This window comes from Nocardia sp. NPDC052112 (assembly GCF_040680135.1).
In the GTDB taxonomy this organism is placed as follows: Bacteria; Actinomycetota; Actinomycetes; order Mycobacteriales; family Mycobacteriaceae; genus Nocardia.
Genome location: NZ_JBFAWD010000009.1, coordinates 28,851 through 46,416 on the forward strand (window position 1 = coordinate 28,851; position 17,566 = coordinate 46,416).

16 protein-coding genes and 1 pseudogene are annotated in these 17,566 nt (G+C 65.5%); 14 read left to right on the plus strand and 3 right to left on the minus strand.

Annotated elements, in window-relative coordinates; genetic code table 11:
* Positions 1-441 (plus strand): annotated as a pseudogene (locus AB0L58_RS19055) (hypothetical protein); the annotation flags it as partial.
* Between the two features lie 393 nt (positions 442-834).
* Here the strand turns inward: AB0L58_RS19055 and AB0L58_RS19060 are convergent.
* The gene (locus tag AB0L58_RS19060; RefSeq protein WP_364388336.1) at positions 835-1,335 is read right to left on the minus strand and encodes a MarR family transcriptional regulator; all 501 of its coding nucleotides are present in this window, start codon (positions 1,333-1,335) and stop codon (positions 835-837) included.
* Between the two features lie 105 nt (positions 1,336-1,440).
* Here AB0L58_RS19060 and AB0L58_RS19065 point away from each other — a divergent pair, with 105 nt between their 5' ends.
* From AB0L58_RS19065 to AB0L58_RS19080, 4 genes are all read left to right on the plus strand, one after another.
* Entirely contained in the window at positions 1,441-2,367 is a 927-nt protein-coding gene (locus AB0L58_RS19065) for an EamA family transporter (protein ID WP_364388338.1), read from the plus strand.
* A 75-nt stretch (positions 2,368-2,442) separates the two neighbouring features.
* Positions 2,443-3,204, plus strand: coding sequence for a MerR family transcriptional regulator (locus tag AB0L58_RS19070; RefSeq protein WP_364388341.1), 762 nt, complete (start codon positions 2,443-2,445; stop codon positions 3,202-3,204).
* Positions 3,205-3,493: 289 nt separating this feature from the next.
* The gene (locus AB0L58_RS19075) at positions 3,494-4,033 is read left to right on the plus strand and encodes a hypothetical protein (protein WP_364388343.1); all 540 of its coding nucleotides are present in this window, start codon (positions 3,494-3,496) and stop codon (positions 4,031-4,033) included.
* Between the two features lie 286 nt (positions 4,034-4,319).
* The gene (locus AB0L58_RS19080) at positions 4,320-4,898 is read left to right on the plus strand and encodes a hypothetical protein (RefSeq protein WP_364388345.1); all 579 of its coding nucleotides are present in this window, start codon (positions 4,320-4,322) and stop codon (positions 4,896-4,898) included.
* Positions 4,899-4,974: 76 nt separating this feature from the next.
* Here AB0L58_RS19080 and AB0L58_RS19085 read toward each other — a convergent pair whose 3' ends face one another.
* The gene (locus AB0L58_RS19085) at positions 4,975-5,601 is read right to left on the minus strand and encodes a helix-turn-helix domain-containing protein (protein ID WP_364388347.1); all 627 of its coding nucleotides are present in this window, start codon (positions 5,599-5,601) and stop codon (positions 4,975-4,977) included.
* Between the two features lie 104 nt (positions 5,602-5,705).
* Here AB0L58_RS19085 and AB0L58_RS19090 point away from each other — a divergent pair, with 104 nt between their 5' ends.
* The gene (locus AB0L58_RS19090; RefSeq protein ID WP_364388349.1) at positions 5,706-6,428 is read left to right on the plus strand and encodes an SDR family oxidoreductase; all 723 of its coding nucleotides are present in this window, start codon (positions 5,706-5,708) and stop codon (positions 6,426-6,428) included.
* Between the two features lie 203 nt (positions 6,429-6,631).
* Positions 6,632-7,303: an enoyl-CoA hydratase/isomerase family protein gene (locus AB0L58_RS19095; RefSeq protein WP_364388351.1), complete on the plus strand. Its 672-nt coding sequence runs from the start codon at positions 6,632-6,634 to the stop codon at positions 7,301-7,303.
* A gap of 28 nt (positions 7,304-7,331) precedes the next feature.
* Here the strand turns inward: AB0L58_RS19095 and AB0L58_RS19100 are convergent, their stop codons facing one another.
* Complete coding sequence (locus AB0L58_RS19100) at positions 7,332-7,751, minus strand: hypothetical protein (protein WP_364388353.1); 420 nt, start codon at positions 7,749-7,751, stop codon at positions 7,332-7,334.
* A 225-nt stretch (positions 7,752-7,976) separates the two neighbouring features.
* Between AB0L58_RS19100 and glf the strand changes: the two genes are divergently transcribed.
* From glf to AB0L58_RS19135, 7 genes are all read left to right on the plus strand, one after another.
* Positions 7,977-9,206: a UDP-galactopyranose mutase gene (glf, locus tag AB0L58_RS19105; protein WP_364388355.1), complete on the plus strand. Its 1,230-nt coding sequence runs from the start codon at positions 7,977-7,979 to the stop codon at positions 9,204-9,206.
* Positions 9,207-9,283: 77 nt separating this feature from the next.
* Positions 9,284-11,218 carry a glycosyltransferase gene (locus AB0L58_RS19110; protein ID WP_364388357.1) on the plus strand — a complete coding sequence of 645 codons (1,935 nt, stop codon included), beginning with the start codon at positions 9,284-9,286 and terminating at the stop codon, positions 11,216-11,218.
* Positions 11,219-11,295: 77 nt separating this feature from the next.
* On the plus strand, positions 11,296-11,841 hold the full coding sequence (locus AB0L58_RS19115) for a phosphatase PAP2 family protein (RefSeq protein WP_364388820.1): 546 nt from the start codon (positions 11,296-11,298) through the stop codon (positions 11,839-11,841).
* A gap of 1 nt (position 11,842) precedes the next feature.
* Entirely contained in the window at positions 11,843-12,775 is a 933-nt protein-coding gene (locus AB0L58_RS19120) for a decaprenyl-phosphate phosphoribosyltransferase (RefSeq protein ID WP_364388359.1), read from the plus strand.
* Positions 12,776-12,794: 19 nt separating this feature from the next.
* Complete coding sequence (gene zomB / locus AB0L58_RS19125) at positions 12,795-14,732, plus strand: flagellar motor control protein ZomB (protein WP_364388361.1); 1,938 nt, start codon at positions 12,795-12,797, stop codon at positions 14,730-14,732.
* A 379-nt stretch (positions 14,733-15,111) separates the two neighbouring features.
* Positions 15,112-16,119, plus strand: a complete 1,008-nt coding sequence (locus AB0L58_RS19130) for an alpha/beta hydrolase family protein (RefSeq protein ID WP_364388364.1) — start codon at positions 15,112-15,114, stop codon at positions 16,117-16,119.
* 300 nt (positions 16,120-16,419) lie between these two features.
* The gene (locus AB0L58_RS19135; protein WP_364388367.1) at positions 16,420-17,523 is read left to right on the plus strand and encodes an alpha/beta hydrolase family protein; all 1,104 of its coding nucleotides are present in this window, start codon (positions 16,420-16,422) and stop codon (positions 17,521-17,523) included.
* Positions 17,524-17,566: the final 43 nt, after the last annotated feature.

The following is a 17,566-nucleotide window of genomic DNA, read 5'->3' on the forward strand; positions in this document are numbered from 1 at the left end:
CCTGGTGGGGATGTCGCGCCCGAGGGTGTGATGCCTGGTGGCAGTGCACCGTCCGAGAGTGTGGTGCCGGACGGCGGCGCCCGGCCCGAAAGCCTTGCGCCTGGTGGGGATGTCGTGCCCGAGGGTGTGATGCCTGGTGGCAGTGCACCGTCCGAGAGTGTGGTGCCGGACGGCGGCGCCCGGCCCGAAAGCCTCGCGCCCGGCGGCGATCCCGCGCCAGGGAACACATTGCCCGGCGGCGCGTCCGAGCCCGGAAATGCCTTGTCGCCGGGATATTCCGCAGCACCAGGCAGCGCCGCCGCGCCAGCGGACTCGGCCCCGCCCGGGACCACCGCAGCCCCGACCACCGCATCGACCCCGACCCCGCCGCCCTCACGCGCCCCCGCGATCTCCTGGGCTGCGCCAACGAGCCAGGAGTCGGAGCTGAACGAAGAGCTCTAGTCCCGTTCCGCGCCCATTCGGGCCGCTGACCTCGGCTCACGACACCGCGACTGCCGCCGGATTGCCGCTGCTGGGATGCGTGACGCGTCCTTTTGGGCTGTTGGCTCCTGCTCAGCGGCTGCGAGTGCCTTCCAACACTGCTGTCTATGCCATGTTGGCGAATCCGGTTGTGCGACAAGGGCGTATGGGTCGAAGCTGAAACCGGCTCCGGTCGCGCTTCGTGCCCGCTCTGGGCGCTGATGCACGATCGTTGCGAGTTCTGCCCCGTTGTTGTGGCTTGTCCCGCGTGGTCGACCTCGGCGGATAGGTAGCTGTGGCTTCGGCACGATCGTCCTCCGCCGCGTTGGCGAATTCGTCTGCGCGACAGGAGTTGTCGGTGGGGCGGGCGTGGAATCAGGACGATGCGGTGTCGCCCAGTGATTCGGTCAGGGTGCGCAGGAGAGCTGCCAGGTGACTGCGGTCCTGTTCATCGAGCGCGGCGAGCAGGCGTTGCTCGTTTGCCATGTGCAAAGGCAGCAGGTTGTCGATCAGGGTGCGGCCCGCCGCGGTCAATTGGACGCGGATCGCCCTGCGGTCCTCTGGGCAGGGGGCGCGTTCGACCAGGCCTTTTGCGGTGAGCCGGTCGATGCGGTTGGTGATGGCGCCCGAGGTGAGCATGGCGACCTGGTTCAGTGCGCCTGCGGTGAGTCCGTCGGCGCCGCCGGAGCGCCGCAGGGTCGCGAGCATGTCGAACTCCCAGAACTCCATGCCGTGTCCGGCGAAGAACTTCTTCAGGTCCTGCTCCAGCAGGCGCGACAGCCGCTGGATGCGCCCGATCACCGCCATCGGTGACACGTCGACGTCCGGCCGTTCCCGGTTCCAGTGCGCGGTGAACAGATCGATCGCGTCGGCCATGGCGTTCCTCTCGATAGTAATTATCTCAACATTCATCTACTTGACGGTGAGGTATCCAACGAGTAGATATTTCAACATTGAGATTATCAATGAGGAGCGACCAACATGACAACAACGACCGCCACGCGTGATTCCCACGCCGGCACCCTGGCGCTCGCCGCGCTCGCCCCGATCGCGTGGGGGTCCACCTACGCCGTGACCACCGAATTCCTGCCGCCGGACCGCCCACTGTTCACCGCGCTGATGCGCGCACTGCCCGCCGGGCTCGTGCTGCTCGCCATCACCCGCGTACTGCCGCGCGGAGTCTGGGTCGGGCGCGCGGCCGCACTCGGTGTCCTCAATATCGGCGCGTTCTTCCCCTTGTTGTTCCTCGCCGCGTATCGGCTGCCCGGCGGTGTCGCCGGTGTACTCGGCGCGGTCGCACCGATGTTCGCACTGGCCTTCGCGACCGTCGTACTTGCCGAGAAGCCGAACGGGCGCAAGGTGATCGCGGGCCTGATCGGGGTCTTCGGTGTCGCACTCGTGGTGCTGCGCGCCAATGCGCAACTCGATACGGTCGGCGTCATCGCCGGACTTGTCGGTGCCGCATCCATGGCATTGGGCACCGTGCTCACCCAGCGCTGGGGTCGACCCGAAGGCGTCGGCCCGCTCGCGATCACCGGCTGGCAGCTCACCGCGGGCGGGCTGTTCATCGCACCGCTCGCCGTCCTGATCGAGGGTGCGCCGCCCGCACTCGACGGCCGGGCTGTCGGCGGCTACCTGTACCTCGGCGTCATCGGCACGGCATTGGCCTACTTCCTCTGGTTCCGCGGCATTGCCAGGGTGTCCGCGACCTCGGTCGCCTTCCTCGGACTGCTCAGCCCGGTATCGGCGGCCGTGATCGGGTGGATCGCACTCGGTCAGGCGCTGAGCCCGCTGCAGGTGCTCGGACTCGGTATCGCGCTCGGCGGCACGCTGCTCGGTCAGATGATCGCAAAGCCGCGGATCGCACCCGCTGTGGAAGTGCCTCGGGTGCCGGTCGGGGCACGCTAGCCGAAAAGGCTTGACCCTGACGTAGCGTCAACTTGCAAGCTGGTTGCACCGACGAGAAAGAAGGGAGAACAGGTCATGCGAGCGGGCACCGAATGGTCCATCCAGGATCTGGCCAAGGCGGCCGGTACCACCAGCCGAACGCTGCGCCACTACGGGCAGCTCGGGCTGCTGCCGCCGAGCCGGATCGGCGCCAACGGCTACCGCTACTACGACCAGGACTCCCTGGTTCGGCTGCAACGCATCCTGCTGCTACGGGAACTCGGACTCGGCCTTCCGGTGATCGCCGAAGTTCTGGCGGGCGAACAGGACACCGCCGCCGCGCTGCGCGCGCACCTGGAATTGCTTCGGCAGGAACAGGATCGGATCCGGCGCCAGATCGAGTCGGTAACCACCACGCTGCACAAGACGGAACGAGGTGAACAACTCATGGCAGCAGAGGTTTTCGACGGTTTCGACCACACTCGGTACAAGGATGAGGTGATCGAACGCTGGGGCAAGGACGCCTACGAAAGCGGCGACCGCTGGTGGCGCTCGCTCAGCGAGGCGGAGAAGCAGGCCTATTTCCAGACCCACCTGGATATCGCCGCCGACTATGGCCGAGCACACGCCGCCGGACTCGCCCCCGACAACGCTGCGGTCCAGGCGATCGCCGCGCGTCACTACGACTGGGTCGGGGTCGGTTCCCAGCGCCGCCCGTCCTACGAGTATTTCGCCGGACTCGGCGAAATGTACGTCGCCGACCCGCGTTTCGCGGCCAACTACGACGTACACGGTGACGGCACAACCGAATTCGTGCGCGACGCGATGAGGGCGTACGCCGAGGCCAACCTGCGGTAGGTCGACAGGGTTCCCGTAACCCGCGGTTCCGGCGCCGGATTTCCCCGCGGTTCCGGCGCTGGATAACCCCGCGGTTTCCGCGCTGGATAGCCCCGCGGTTTCCGCGCTGGATAGCAGAGTGCCCGCACGCGATGTTCGTGCGGGCACTCTCGGCGATATTGCCCGTCTTCGTACAGGCACCGCCGCGCGGAAGACCGATCGACGGGTTGCGGCCGAATCGACAGCACCGCATCCGGCAGGGCGGCCGTAGGATCGAAACGTCCACAACTAGTGGGGAGGAGCGTCGGTCATGCTGTACCGGAGTGGGGATCGGCCGCCGAGCGGCTTGGTCGCGCAGACCGGCGCGGTGCTTGCTGTGCTGTATGGGCTGGGGAGTCTGGTCGGGGGCACCTCGCTTGTCGTCGACTTCCTCCACGATCGAAGCCGGTTCGACAATTCGCTCGTCATCTTCACCACGCCGGCGGCGGCGCTGATGGCTGCCGCCATGATCTTCGGCGGTATCCGGCTCTGGCGGCAGGACGAGACCGGGCGGTACACACTGATCATCGCGTCCGGTCTGTCGATCACGATCAGTGTTGTCGGACTTGCCGTTTCGCTCACCGATTACGAATTCGGCCTCGGCATCTTCTGGTGGTCCACCACCGATCACCCGATCTGGGTGTCACCCTGCTTCGGCCTGGTCGGCCAGATGACCGCCCTGATCCAGGAAAACCTGCTCCGCACCGCGATAGACCTCGCTCAACCTCTCCTCATTCTCCTCTTGACCGCCAACAGGTACACCGCTCGCTGGACTGCACCCCGCCCCACCCACCGCGCCCTCACCCACTGACCGCCCGGTCGGTCACCAGGAGGTTCGCACACACCTGATGGCGACCTCGCGCAGGTCGCGCAATGTATGCGTCGTGCCGACCGGTTATCTGACGTCGCGTGCGGGTATCCGACGAACGGCCGTCAAGCGAAACCGCCTAGCACGGTACAGTTTCGCGATCACTGTGGGAGGGATCTCGTTGAGCTATCCATACGGCCGACCTGGACATCAGGGTTACAGTCGGCAATCGCCGTTCGGCTATCCGCCGCAGGAGCCCGCAAGGGGGCACTCCGGAATCACCGGGGGTGTGCTCGCGCTGATCGGTGGCGGCTTGCACGCCTTGGGGGCCGCGTCGATCGCGTCGATCGATTCCAAGTTTCTCCCTGGCAAGGTGCAGTTCGCCGCGGTCACGGCCGGATTCATCGCATTCCTGCTGATCGTCGGCGGCATCCTGCTGCTCTGCCGCTCGACCATTGGGCGCGTGATGGTGATCCTGGGCTGCGCGTTGGCTCTGGTGGACTTGCTTATCGGCGTTGTCATGTTCCGTGTGTTGAGCCCGAATTCGGCGATGGGCGGCCTCCTTATGCTCATAACGTTGGCTATGGCCGCGGTCGGCTCGACCGGCAGTTGGATCGCCGACCGCCATCGCCCGCCGTTGCCGCTGCTCTACGGCCAGCCGGTGCAGCCGTATGCGCAACCCGTGCCGTACGGTCAGCCCGTGCCGCCGTCGGCCACGCCGTACTCGCACCCCGCGCCGTATGGCCAGACGTCAGCTGCACCGTATGGCCAGCAGGCACCGGATCCCTATCCGCAGCCCACATTTCAGCCTTTGCAATATCCGCAGCAGCAGCCTCCTGCCGGGCAACCGCCATATCCGTATCAGTAACCTTGGCCAACAGGTCGTTCGGTCGCGCTGACATACTCCCGCCGAAGCTCAACGGGTGCTTTCGGATGGCGGGAAGCTAACCTTTGAGCGCTTGCATCAGCTGATCTTCGGTGATCGGGGGCACCGGTAGGGGGTGGGCGGCGCTGGCTCGGAGGCCGTCCAGGACCAGGGCGAGGTGGCGGCGCCAGGCTTCGGGGGCGATTTTGGCGGTGGCCTCGATGATGCGGGTGTGCGACCAGGTGATGAAGGCGATGTCTTCCAGGACCCAGTCGGGGCGCAGGGCACCGGATTCCTGAGCGCGGGTGACGATTCGGCGCATCAGGCCGTGGCCGTATTCCTGCGCGCGCGCAATCGCGGGGCTGGGGGCGACGCGCAGGGCGAGGTCGCTGAGTAGGCGGTCGGCGGCCTGGAGTTCGCAGACCTTCTCGACCAGGTAGACGAAAGCGTCCCAGGGGTCCGCGATTTCGATCGCCTCCTGGGCGATGCGCCCGCCCGCCTCGATGCGGTCCTCGACGGCCGCGGCGATGAGGTCGTCGCGGGTGGGGAAGCGGTTGTAGAGCGTGCCGATGGCGACGCCGGCGCGGGCGGCGACTTCCTTGAGCGGCGCGTCCAGGCCGCGTTCCTCGAAGACCTCGCGGGCGGCGTTGACGAGCGCGTCCCGGTTGCGTCGGGCATCGCTGCGTAACGGCTTGTCCACGGGCATTTGCCGATCCTACAAATCCGGTACCGAATTTATCTTGAGCCTAGGTTCAACTTACTGCTACTGTCGACGCTAACTTGAACCACTGCTCAACTTAGCGAGGAAGTATGACCAAGACGATCGCGGTATTCGGCTTCGGGCCAGGGCTCGGCATGGGGACCGGACGGCGGTTCGGTCGGGAAGGGTTCCGGGTGGCGGTCATCGGCCGGGATCCGGACAAGGCCCGCGGCCATGTCGCGGAACTGGCCGCCGAAGGCATCGAGGCCGCCGCTTTTCCCGCCGATCTCACCGACGAAAAACAGCTGTACAGCGTGGTCGACGACATCACCGACAGGTTCGGCCGGATCGATGTCGCGATGCACGGCGCCGCGGGTGATGCGGTCGACCGCATCCCGACCACCCTCGATGTCGACGCCGTCAACCTGCGCGTGCCGCTGGAATTGAAGGTCTACTCACCGATCTGGATGGTCCGCGCGCTCGCGCCCGCGATGATCGAGCGCGGTGACGGCGCACTGCTGTTCTCGTCCGGATACTCCGACAGGTATCCGGTCCCGTATCTGTCCAATTTCGGCGTCGCACTCGGTGCGCAGCGCACCTACATTCGTCAGCTCGCGGTCGAACTGCAAGGCACCGGCGTCTACGTCGGCCTGCTCAATATCGGTGCGCTGATCGGCAACAGCAAGGCCGAGCGCCTGGTCGACGAGCAGCCGGAACTGTTCCCGGCCGGACTCGAGATCGTCCGGATGGCCAATGACGAACTGGGCGAGCACTATTGGCGCATGTATACCGACCGCGCCGCCGTCGAGTCGGATATCGGTTTTCCGGAGTGACGCACGCGCGGCCGGCCGGATCGCCCTGGCGGTACGACTCCCGATTCGAGGCCGAAATATGGGCGCTGATCAGCGGCGCGATCTCGTGTAGCGGCCGGGTGGTGCGGTCAGCGCACTCTTGAAGGTGCCCAGGATCACGGTCGTCGGAGCGATCTCCATACGCTGGACCCACAACTATGACGATCGCTCCAGTCAGGATTCGCATGCAACTCGTCGAAATCTCCCGATCCGAAGATGCCGTCGCCACGCTCACACTCAACTGGCAGGCCAAGAAGAACGCGCTGTCCATCGCGATGCGTGACGAGGTCAGCGATGCACTGGATGCCCTGGTCGGTGACGAGTCGGTCAAGGTCGTCGTAATCACCGGTGCGGGCGGCGTCTTCTCCGCGGGTTTCGATCTGCGGGAATTCGGTGCCACGGATCCCGCTGTCCAGCAGGCTCTTTGGCCCTCCAGCGACCGGTTCCACCACACCGTGCTGCGTTTCCCGCTGCCGACCATCGCCGCGGTCGACGGCCCGGCCCTCGCGGGCGGATTCGATCTGGCGACCCTCTGCGATATCCGTATCGCCTCGGAGACCGCGGTTTTCGCGCATCCGGAACAGGCCTTCGCCGATGTGCTCTACCGCCCGTTGGCGGAGCTGGTCGGCGGTGCGGCCGCGCGGTACCTCACCCTGTCGGGACGTCGCATCGATGCCGCCGAGGCGCTGCGTATCGGCCTGGTCGCGGAGGTCGTGCCCGCGGCGGAGCTGATGGATACCGTCGGCCGCCTCGCCCGAGATATCGCGCGCGGTCCGCGCGAGGCGCTGGTGCGCACGAAGGCGAAGGCGGTGCAGCGCATGGGTATCGACGTCGGGATGCCGACACTGGCGATGTGAGGTTTGTGGGAAGGCCCGGCTCAGCGCGTCATTCCGGCGGAATCGCCGTAGGAGTGGCCGCGCTCAGGACGGCTACCCGGCGCACATGGGCTGCATGACGCCCTTCAGGATCGGTGCACCGTAGCTGGTCGGTGCGCTCGTTCACCGCCGACGGTGCGACCGGCAGTCCGTCCCTATGCACCCGCGCCGCGGCGATGGTGCCGCGGAAATCGGCGACCTGATAGTCGAAGGCCGCGACCCGCTCGCCCGGAACCGCCGTCCGCAGCGCGGTTGTGGCGGCGGTGACGATGTCGTCGAAGGTGGGTGCACCGGTATCGCACACCGTATCGACAACAGGTGTTGCTGCCAGCGAATCGAAGTCCGCGGCGGTCGCGGGCGACGGGACGACTACCGCCGCACCCAGCACCGTGAACAGCGCGAGCAACGGGACATGGAAATTCCGCATCATCAGGTCTTCCGGGGTCGGTCGGTCGTTGGTGCAGTCGACGAACCAACGCGCGGTCACTAACTGGACATGTGATCAGTTCGCGTCCGTATGTAATAGCCGCTGTGTTGCCGTGACGTAGTCGTTTCGGCAAACTCCAGGAGAAATTCCGATGGCATCCGTCGACTGGTGCGCCCAGGTCGCGACTCCACCCGGCCCGCGCGCGGACTTCCGATACGCTGGGCACCCGTGACCGTCGCATCGTCCCCTGGTAACTCCGCAAACTCCGCCTCACAGTTCGATCTGATCGTCGTCGGCTCAGGATTCTTCGGGCTGACCGTCGCCGAGCGCGCCGCCGATCTGCTCGGCAAACGGGTGCTGGTGATTGATCGTCGCTACCACCTCGGCGGCAACGCCTATTCGGAGCCGGAGCCACAGACCGGGATCGAGGTGCACAAGTACGGGGCCCATCTGTTCCACACCTCGAACAAGCGCGTGTGGGACTACGTGACCCAGTTCACCGAGTTCACCGGCTACCAGCACCGGGTCTTCGCGATGCACAAGGGGCAGGCGTATCAGTTCCCGATGGGCCTCGGTCTGATCTCCCAGTTCTTCGGCCGCTACTTCACCCCCGACGATGCGCGCAAGCTGATCGCCGAACAGGCCTCGGAGGTCGAGACCAAGGACGCGCAGAACCTCGAAGAGAAGGCGATCTCGCTGATCGGCCGCCCGCTCTACGAGGCATTCGTGCGCGACTACACCGCCAAGCAGTGGCAGACCGATCCGAAGGAATTGCCCGCGGGCAATATCACCCGCCTGCCGGTGCGCTACACCTTCGACAACCGCTACTTCAACGACACCTACGAGGGCCTGCCCAAAGCGGGCTACACGAAGTGGCTGGAGAATATGGCCGCCTCCGAGCTCATCGAGGTCCGGCTGAATACCGACTGGTTCGACGTGCGTGCGCAGATCCGCGCCGAGAACCCGGACGCCCCGGTCGTCTACACCGGACCGGTGGACCGCTACTTCGACTACAGCGAGGGCGAACTCGGCTGGCGCACCATCGATTTCGAGACCGAAGTGCTCGAAACCGGTGACTTCCAGGGCACCTCGGTTATGAACTACAACGATGCGGATGTGCCGTACACCCGCATCATCGAACCGCGGCACTTCCACCCGGAGCGCGACAGCTACCCGAGCGACAAGACCGTGATCATGCGCGAATACTCCCGTTTCGCGCAGACCGGTGACGAGCCGTACTACCCGATCAATACGCCGGAGGACCGCGCCAAGCTCACCGCGTACCGGGTGCTGGCGAAAAAGGAAACCGCGACGGCGAAGGTGCTTTTCGGCGGTCGCCTCGGCACCTACCAGTACCTGGATATGCATATGGCCATCGGCAGCGCGCTCAGCATGTTCGACAATGTCCTGCGGCCGCACCTGGAGTCGGGCGAACCTCTTTCGGACCAGGAGGCGTAGATGAGCGACACTGGCGAAGCCTTGCTCATCGAAGCCGACCGGGTGCGGGTGTCCCGCATTGACGCTGAAAGCGACGAATGACCTCCCAATCGATCCTGGAAGATATGACCTCCGAAACCCGCGCGAAGTCGCTGCTGCAGCGCATCATCCTGCCGCGGCCGGGTGAACCGCTGGATGTGCGCACCCTCTACCTGGAGGAGTCGCCGACCAATGCCCGGCGCGCGCACGCCACCACCCGCACCTCGCTGTCGGTGGGCGCGGAGTCGGAGGTGTCGTTCTGCACCTACTTCAACGCGTTGCCCGCGAGCTACTGGCGCCGCTGGAGCATCCTGAAGTCGGTGGTGCTGCGGCTCGAACTCGCCGGGCACGGCCGCGTGGACGTCTACCGCTCGAAGGCGGACGGCTCGCGGATCCACGTGCAGGGCAAGGAATTCGCGGTCGCGCCCGGTGCCGAATCGGTGCACGTGGAATTCGAAACCGACCTCGCCCCGTTCGAGGACGGCGGCTGGATCTGGTTCGACATCACCACCGATACCGCCGTCACGCTGCTCGCGGGCGGTTGGTACGCACCGGTCGAGGCGCCCGGCGATGGCACCATCGCGGTCGGCATGCCGACCTTCAACCGGCCGACCGATCTGGTGAAAACCCTTGGCGCGCTCGGTTCGGACCCGCTGGTGCTGGAAAAGATCGCCGCGGTCATCGTCGCCGATCAGGGCAATCGCAAGGTGATCGACGAGCCCGGCTTCACCGAGGCCGCCGCGGTGCTCGGCGATCGGCTCGCCATTCGCAATCAGCCCAACCTCGGCGGTTCGGGCGGCTACAGCCGGGTCATGTACGAGGCGCTGAAAACCACCGCCGCCCAGTACATCGTCTACATGGACGACGACATCGAGATCGAACCCGATTCGATCCTGCGCGCGCTGGCCTTCGCCCGCTTCGCCAAATCGCCCATGCTGGTCGGCGGGCAGATGCTCAATCTGCAGGAGCGCTCACATCTGCACAGCATGGGTGAGGTCGTGGACCGCGGCATCTTCATGTGGACCTCCGCGCCGAATGTCGAATACGACCACGACTTCTCGAAGTACCCGCTCAAGGACCGCGACAACTCCAAGCTGCTGCATCGGCGCATCGACGTCGACTTCAACGGCTGGTGGACCTGCGTGATCCCGCGCCAGGTCGCCGAGGAGATCGGTCAGCCGCTGCCGCTGTTCCTGAAGTGGGACGACGTCGAATACGGGCTGCGCGCCCGCGATCACGGCTACCCCACCGTCACCCTGCCCGGCGCCGCCGTCTGGCATATGGCCTGGAGCGATAAGGACGACGCGATCGACTGGCAGGCGTACTTCCACCTGCGCAACCGTCTCGTGGTCGCCTCGCTGCAGCTGCCGGGCAACGGTCGCGGCATGGTCGTCAATACCGTCAAGGCGACCCTGAAACACCTGCTCTGCCTGGAGTATTCGACCGTCGCCATCCAGAACCTGGCGATCATGGACTTCCTCGCCGGACCGGAGCGACTGTTCCAACTGCTGCCGAGCGCCCTCGGCGTTGTGCATGAAATGCGCAAGCAGTATCCGGATGCGGTGATCCTGCCGTCCTCCACCGAACTGCCGCTGGCCAGCCACATCGGCGTCGGCGCGGTCGGTGAACCGGCGAATCCGATCGCCAAGGTGGTCCGCCTGGCCAAGGGCATCGTGCACAACTTCCGCCCGGCCGATACCGAACACCACGAGCGTCCGCAGCTGAATGTGCCGACACTGGATGCCCGTTGGTTCCTGCTCTCGCAGGTCGACGGCGTCACCGTCACCACCGCGGACGGCCGCGGCGTGGTCTACCGCAAGCGTGATCCGCGCCAGGCCCTCGGCCTGTTCAAGGAGGCCATGCGGCTGCGCAAGGAATTGGCCGCCCGGTTCCCGGAGATGCAGCAGCGCTACCGCGCCGCCCACCCGATGCTGACCAGCACGGCGGCCTGGGAGAACGTCTTCGGTATCGACACGAAGGATGAGCAGCAGTGAGTCTGGAAGCCACAGCCGCGGACGACAACACCGCGGTGCACTCGAGTGCGAACGGCCACGGTGGTCCGGTATCCGCGGTGCCGTCGGCGCCGCAGCCGCCCGAGGTCAAGATCATCAACGCCGTTCAGGCGAGCATCGGCACCAAACCCGAGGTGATCAAGGCCGCGCGCGGCATGTCGCATTTCGGTGAGCACGCGCTCGGCTGGATCGGCATCGCGGCGGCGGGCTGGCTCGTCGACAAACCGCGGCGTCGGCAGTGGGCCGGGGTCGCGGTCGGCGCGGTCGGTGCGCACGCGGCATCGATCGTCATCAAGCGGATCGTCCGGCGCCCGCGCCCGAACGATCCATCGGTGCAGGTCAACGTCTCGACGCCGAGCAAGCTGAGCTTTCCGTCCTCGCACGCGACCTCGACCACGGCAGCGGCGGTGTTGCTCGGCAGACTGACCGGGCTACCCTTGCCTGCGGTGCTCGTCCCACCGATGTTGCTCTCCCGGGTTGTGCTCGGGGTGCACTATCCCTCCGACGTGCTCGCCGGTTCCGCGCTCGGCGCCGCGTCCGCCGCTGTTGTGCTTGCCGCCGAAAAGAGACTCGATAGTGACCGCACAAGAAAAGACGTTCGTTGACATGAGTGAAGAGCCGACCAGCACGGACCTAGCCGAAGCAGTAGTCAAGGGTCCGCCCAAGACACTGGCCGGCGGGCTGTTCAAGGCCGTCCGCCCGCGTCAGTGGGTCAAGAACGTGCTCGTGCTCGCCGCGCCGCTGGCCGCAGGTCCGGATACCGCGACCGAACTCAGCGTGCTCGGCCATGTCGGCATCGCCTTCGTGGTCTTCTGCATGGCGGCCTCGGGCATCTACCTGGTCAACGACGCACTCGATGTGGAGGCAGACCGGGCGCACCCGACCAAGCGGTACCGCCCGATCGCCGCGGGCGTCGTCCCGGTGAATCTGGCCTACGCGCTGTCGCTGGTGCTGCTGGTCGGCTCGATCACCGGATCGTTCCTGGCCTCCTGGCATCTGGCCGTGGTGATGACCGTCTACATCGGTATCCAGCTGGCCTACTGCTTCGGTCTCAAGCACCAGGCGGTGCTGGACATCTGCATCGTGTCCTCGGGCTTCCTGCTGCGCGCGGTCGCCGGTGGCGCGGCCGCCAATATCGACCTGTCGCAATGGTTCCTGCTGATCATGGCGTTCGGCTCGCTGTTCATGGCCGCGGGTAAGCGCTATGCCGAACTGCAGATCGCGCTGAGTACCGGCGCCAAGATCCGCAAGTCGCTGGAGTACTACACCCCGACATATCTGCGCTTCATCTGGACTCTCGCCGCGACCGCGGTGGTGGTGTTCTACGGCCTGTGGGCGTTCCAACAGGACAGCCTGAAGCACACCAACTGGTTCGCGATCTCGATGATTCCGTTTACCATCGCAATCCTGCGTTACGCGGTCGACGTCGATGGCGGCGAGGCCGGTGAACCCGAAGAGATCGCGCTGGGGGATCGCATCCTCCAGTTCCTCGCAATCGCCTGGATCGGAGCGGTAGGTGTCGCTGTCTATCTCACCTGACGAAGTGTTGGTAGAGGAAGTGGAGCGAACAGCACAAGTAACGGAGGAGCCGGCCGAAGGGCCGGCTCGTTCGGCCTTGCGGTTCGCCAGGCTATCCCGAGCCACCTTCGTCGGTGGGATCGTGCTCACTGTCGCACTCTTCTCGGTCGGCGCCTGGCAGCGCCGCTGGATCGCCGATGACGGCCTCATCGTGCTGCGCACGGTGCGGAATCTATTGGCGGGCAACGGGCCGGTCTTCAACGAGGGCGAGCGCGTCGAGACCAATACCAGCACCGCGTGGACCTATCTGGTGTGGTTCTTCAGCTGGCTCACCGAGGCCAGGCTGGAGTATGTCGTCCTCGGTGTCGCGCTGACGGTGTCGATGCTGGCGATCGTCTTCGCCATGCTCGGCGCCGCGCGGCTGTGGGGCGGCACGAAATCGGCACTGCTGCTGCCCGCGGGCGTATTCGTTTACATCGCCTTGCCGCCAGCCCGTGACTATGCCACCTCCGGGCTGGAGAGCGGTCTGGTCATCTGCTGGCTCGGCCTGCTGTGGTGGCAGCTCCTGCGCTGGAGCCAGGCCGAGCGGGTGAAGCTGCCCGCGCTGTTCGGACTGGTGTTCCTCGCCGGACTCGCACCGCTGATCCGTCCGGAGATGACACTGGTCGGTGCGCTGTCGCTGTTGATGATCTTCCTGGCCCCGATGCCGCAGTCCCGGCTGCGGCCGTTCGTGTTGCGCGCCTTGATCGTTGCCGCCGCCGGGCTGGTGCCGATGTGCTATCAGGTTTGGCGCATGGGCTACTACGGCCTGCCCTATCCGAATACCGCGGTCGCCAAGGACGCGGGCGGCGCCAAGTGGGGGCAGGGCTTCAAGTACCTCTGGGATCTGGTCGGTCCGTACTACCTGTGGCTGCCGCTGCTGGTGCTGCTCGTTCTCGGTGTCGTCGCGGGCCGCTCGTCGAGTGCCGTCGAGGAGACCAGCGGTAAGGACGAGCGCCGCTGGACGGTGCGTCGGGTACGCGAATGGCTGCGCTCCCCGAGTGCGGTGGTCGCGCTCATGCTCGGGAGCGGATTCGTCCTCACGATCTACGCCTTGCGTGTCGGTGGTGACTTCATGCATGGCCGGATGCTGTTGCCGCAGCTGTTCTGCCTGTTGCTGCCGGTGGCCGTGGTGCCGATCCGGTTGCCGGTTGCCTCCTTCGACCGCCGAGGTCTGCGCACGGTGACGGCCGGGGATTGGTCCTTCGCGGTGATCGCGCTCGCATTGCTCGGCACGGCGGGCTGGGCGCTGTTCGCGGTCAATACCACCGCCATCAAGTCCGGCACCAAGATCAGTGCCTCCGGCATCGTCGACGAACGCGTCTACTACGTCCTCAATACCGGCCACGACCATCCGATCCTGGCCGAGGACTACCTGGACTACCCGCGCGTGCGGGCCATGGTGAACAACATCGCCGAAACCCCCAACGGCGGCCTGCTGCTGAACTCGCCGTCGTTCATGTTCTGGTACGTCGCGCCGCCGCCGCAGCCGATTCCCGAGGGTGGCGCCGGACATACCGTCTACTTCTTGAACCTCGGCATGACCAGCATGAATGTTCCGCTGGATGTGCGCGTCATCGACCAGATGGGCCTGGCCTATCCGCTGGCCGCGCACACCGACCGGCTCACCGACGGCCGGATCGGCCACGACAAGAGCCTGTATCCGGACTGGGTCGTGGTGGATACCGGCATGGTCGATCGGCACCCGTGGATGCCCTGGTACATGGACGAGAAGTGGGTCACCCAGGCGCGTACCGCGATGAACTGCCCGGACACCGTGGCACTCGATATCTCCTACCGGGATCCGCTGACCTGGGGCCGCTTCAAGCACAACCTGCTGCATGCGCTGCACTTCGCGAAGTACCGGATCGATCGCGTGCCGAAGTACGAGATCGAGCGGTGCGGGCTCGTGGATCCATACCCGCAGCCCCAACGCTAGCGACTGCTTACAGGTCGCTCGAATGGGCACCTTCAGTCACACTGGGCCCATGGACCTCCATGGGCCCAGTTTTTTCACCGACCGGCATCACTGGCGATTGCTTATAGGTCGCTCTATAGGATCGGCTAAACGTGGCGCATATCGCTTTATCTCTTTTTGATAACGTCAGCGCATCGATGAAGCGATATGGTACGTGGGTGCGCCCGTTGGGGCGTTCCGATTCGATATGGGCCCATCCAGTGGTCAACGTAGAGACGCGGTCGAACTACGACCGAATAACGAAAGGCCTGAAAAGATGCGAGGCGTAATCGGGCGAAGGACGCAAAATGGACGTCCGGGAACCCGGAGAGCCGGTTCGTGGCTCAAGCGGTCGGTGCTGATGTCGCTGGCTATCTTGCTGCCGCTCGGGGTGTCAGTAGCAGGTCCGGCGGGCTCCGCGTCGGCGGCGTTCAACCCGGACGGCTTCGATTTCTGGGTGGACTCCAGCATGGGGCCGATCAAGTCGCGGATCTTCCGCGCCGCGGACGGCAATACCGGGCGCGTGGTGTACGCGCTGGACGGTATGCGGGCCCGAGGTGACCTCAACGGCTGGGAGATCGAGACCGAGGTCGCGCGTGAGCTGACCAAGTGGAATATCAATGTCGTCATGCCGGTCGGCGGCCCGTCCAGCTTCTATGCGGACTGGAACGCACCGGGCAACTTCCTGGGTCTGAGCACCGGTTCGTCGGGTTCGGCCAACGGTTCGTCCTCCGGGTCGGCGATGACCGGTTCCTCGGGTTGGAACGAGACCCTCGGCAAGTCGAACACCTACAAGTGGGAGACCTTCCTCACCAGCGATCTGCGCAATGCCCTGCGTGACCGTCTCGGCTTCAGTCCGACCCGCAACGGCGTCTTCGGCCTGTCCATGGGTGGCAGCGCCGCGCTGACGCTCTCGGCCTACCACCCGGACCAGTTCGTCTATGCCGGTTCGTATTCCGGCTACCTGAACATCTCCGCACCGGGTATGCGCGAGGCGCTGCGCGTCGCGATGATCAGCGCGGGCGGCTACAACATCGACGCGATGGCGCCGCCGTGGGGCCCGCAGTGGCTGCGCATGGATCCGTTCGTCTTCGCGCCGCGACTGATCCAGAACGGCACCAGGCTCTGGGTGGCCGCCGGTAGCGCTCTGCCCGGTCCGGCCGATGCGAGCTCGGCGCTCGACGTCGTCCAGGGCGTGCCGCTGGAGGCGCTCGCGCTGGTCAACACCCGGGCCTTCCAGGTCCGGATGGCGACACTCGGTGCGCAGAATGTCACCTACGACTTCCCGTCCGTCGGCATTCACAACTGGCACAACTGGGAGGCCGAGGTCTATCGCATGATCCCGGATCTGTCCGCCAACATCGGGTAATACCCGGACCAACTCGAAACCGCCTGGTGTGTTCACACACCGGGCGGTTTTTTTGTTTGCTCGCGTCCGTCCGAAACCCGGGTTGACAACGAATCAGCTGCGGGATGCCTTCGGTAGTTGTGGGGTGGATCACTTTCCAGCAACATAGGGGCATTCTCTGGCAATTGATGTGCGAACAGCATGCATACAGATGGAACGTCTGTCTTTGGATCGGATGGGCCGTCTTTATGTCCCGATGAGGGGTCGGTTGAAGTTGCTTGAAATTTGCTGACTGGCTATCTGGACGAAAGGTCGAGTCGAATGCGAAGTGTGCGCTGGCAACGTAGGCCCGGAAGCTCGGCCAGTTCCCCGGCCGCCGCGACCAGTGGCTCCTGGGCGAAGAAATGGGTGTTCGGTGTGGCGACGGCAATGCTGTTACCGCTCGGGATTTCCATCACGGGCAGTGGCACCACCGCATCGGCGGGTCTCAACCCGGCGGCCTTCGACTTCTGGGTCGATTCCCCGGTGATGGGTCCGATCAAGAGCCGGGTGCTGCGCGCGGCGGACGGCAACACCAACCGCGTTGTCTATGTGCTCGACGGCCAGCGAGCACCGGAAACACTCAATGGCTGGGAGATCGAGACCAACGTCCCCGAGGTCCTCGCGAGCTGGAATATCAACGTGGTCATGCCGGTCGGCGGCATGTCGAGCTTCTACGCCGACTGGAACGCGCCGAGCAACTTCTTCGGCGTCACGCCGGGTTCGGGGGGTTCGTCCACCGGATCCGGTGTGACGGAGGCATTTATGGCAGGGCCGGGTAAGAGCTATCGCTACGACTGGGAAACCTTCCTGACTCAGCAACTGCGGTCGGCACTGCGGGATCGCTTGGGCTTCAATCCGAATCGCAATGGTGTGTTCGGGCTGTCGATGGGGGGCAGTGCCGCGCTGACGCTGGCGGCCTATCACCCGGATCAGTTCAGCTTCGCCGGTTCGTACTCGGGCTACCTCAATATTTCGGCGCCGGGCATGCGGGAGTTGATTCGGACGGCGATGCTCGATGCGGGCGGCTATAACGTGGACTCGATGGCGCCGCCGTGGGGCCCGCAGTGGCTGCGGATGGATCCATTCGTCTTCGCGCCGCGCTTGATCCAGAACGGCACCCGGGTGTGGGTCGCCGCCGGTAGCGGGCTGCCGATGTCCGAGGATCTGAATATCCCATTCCCGGTGGCCGCGGATCGTCTCCTCAGGGGCTCGCCGCTCGAGACACTCGCTTTGGCGAATACCAGGGCATTTCAGGTCCGCATGATGTCGTTGGGGGCGCAGAACGTGGTGTATTCGTTCCCGCCCGCCGGTCTGCATGCGTGGACCAATTGGCAGGACGAGGCCTATCGGATGATTCCGGACATGTCCGCCAATATCGGCTGAGCTATCGGCCGCCACGAACGCTCGCTCGCTCCGTGCGGGCAGG

Excerpts from the sequence above, each read along its gene's own strand:
- AB0L58_RS19100 (WP_364388353.1), bottom strand. The coding sequence starts at position 7,751 with ATGATGCGGAATTTCCATGTCCCGTTGCTCGCGCTGTTCACGGTGCTG.
- AB0L58_RS19085 (WP_364388347.1), bottom strand. The coding sequence starts at position 5,601 with ATGCCCGTGGACAAGCCGTTACGCAGCGATGCCCGACGCAACCGGGAC.
- AB0L58_RS19060 (WP_364388336.1), bottom strand. The coding sequence starts at position 1,335 with ATGGCCGACGCGATCGATCTGTTCACCGCGCACTGGAACCGGGAACGG.
- AB0L58_RS19065 (WP_364388338.1), top strand. The coding sequence starts at position 1,441 with ATGACAACAACGACCGCCACGCGTGATTCCCACGCCGGCACCCTGGCG.
- AB0L58_RS19070 (WP_364388341.1), top strand. The coding sequence starts at position 2,443 with ATGCGAGCGGGCACCGAATGGTCCATCCAGGATCTGGCCAAGGCGGCC.
- AB0L58_RS19130 (WP_364388364.1), top strand. The coding sequence starts at position 15,112 with ATGTCGCTGGCTATCTTGCTGCCGCTCGGGGTGTCAGTAGCAGGTCCG.
- AB0L58_RS19135 (WP_364388367.1), top strand. The coding sequence starts at position 16,420 with ATGCGAAGTGTGCGCTGGCAACGTAGGCCCGGAAGCTCGGCCAGTTCC.
- AB0L58_RS19090 (WP_364388349.1), top strand. The coding sequence starts at position 5,706 with ATGACCAAGACGATCGCGGTATTCGGCTTCGGGCCAGGGCTCGGCATG.
- AB0L58_RS19110 (WP_364388357.1), top strand. The coding sequence starts at position 9,284 with ATGACCTCCCAATCGATCCTGGAAGATATGACCTCCGAAACCCGCGCG.
- AB0L58_RS19120 (WP_364388359.1), top strand. The coding sequence starts at position 11,843 with ATGAGTGAAGAGCCGACCAGCACGGACCTAGCCGAAGCAGTAGTCAAG.
- AB0L58_RS19075 (WP_364388343.1), top strand. The coding sequence starts at position 3,494 with ATGCTGTACCGGAGTGGGGATCGGCCGCCGAGCGGCTTGGTCGCGCAG.
- AB0L58_RS19095 (WP_364388351.1), top strand. The coding sequence starts at position 6,632 with ATGCAACTCGTCGAAATCTCCCGATCCGAAGATGCCGTCGCCACGCTC.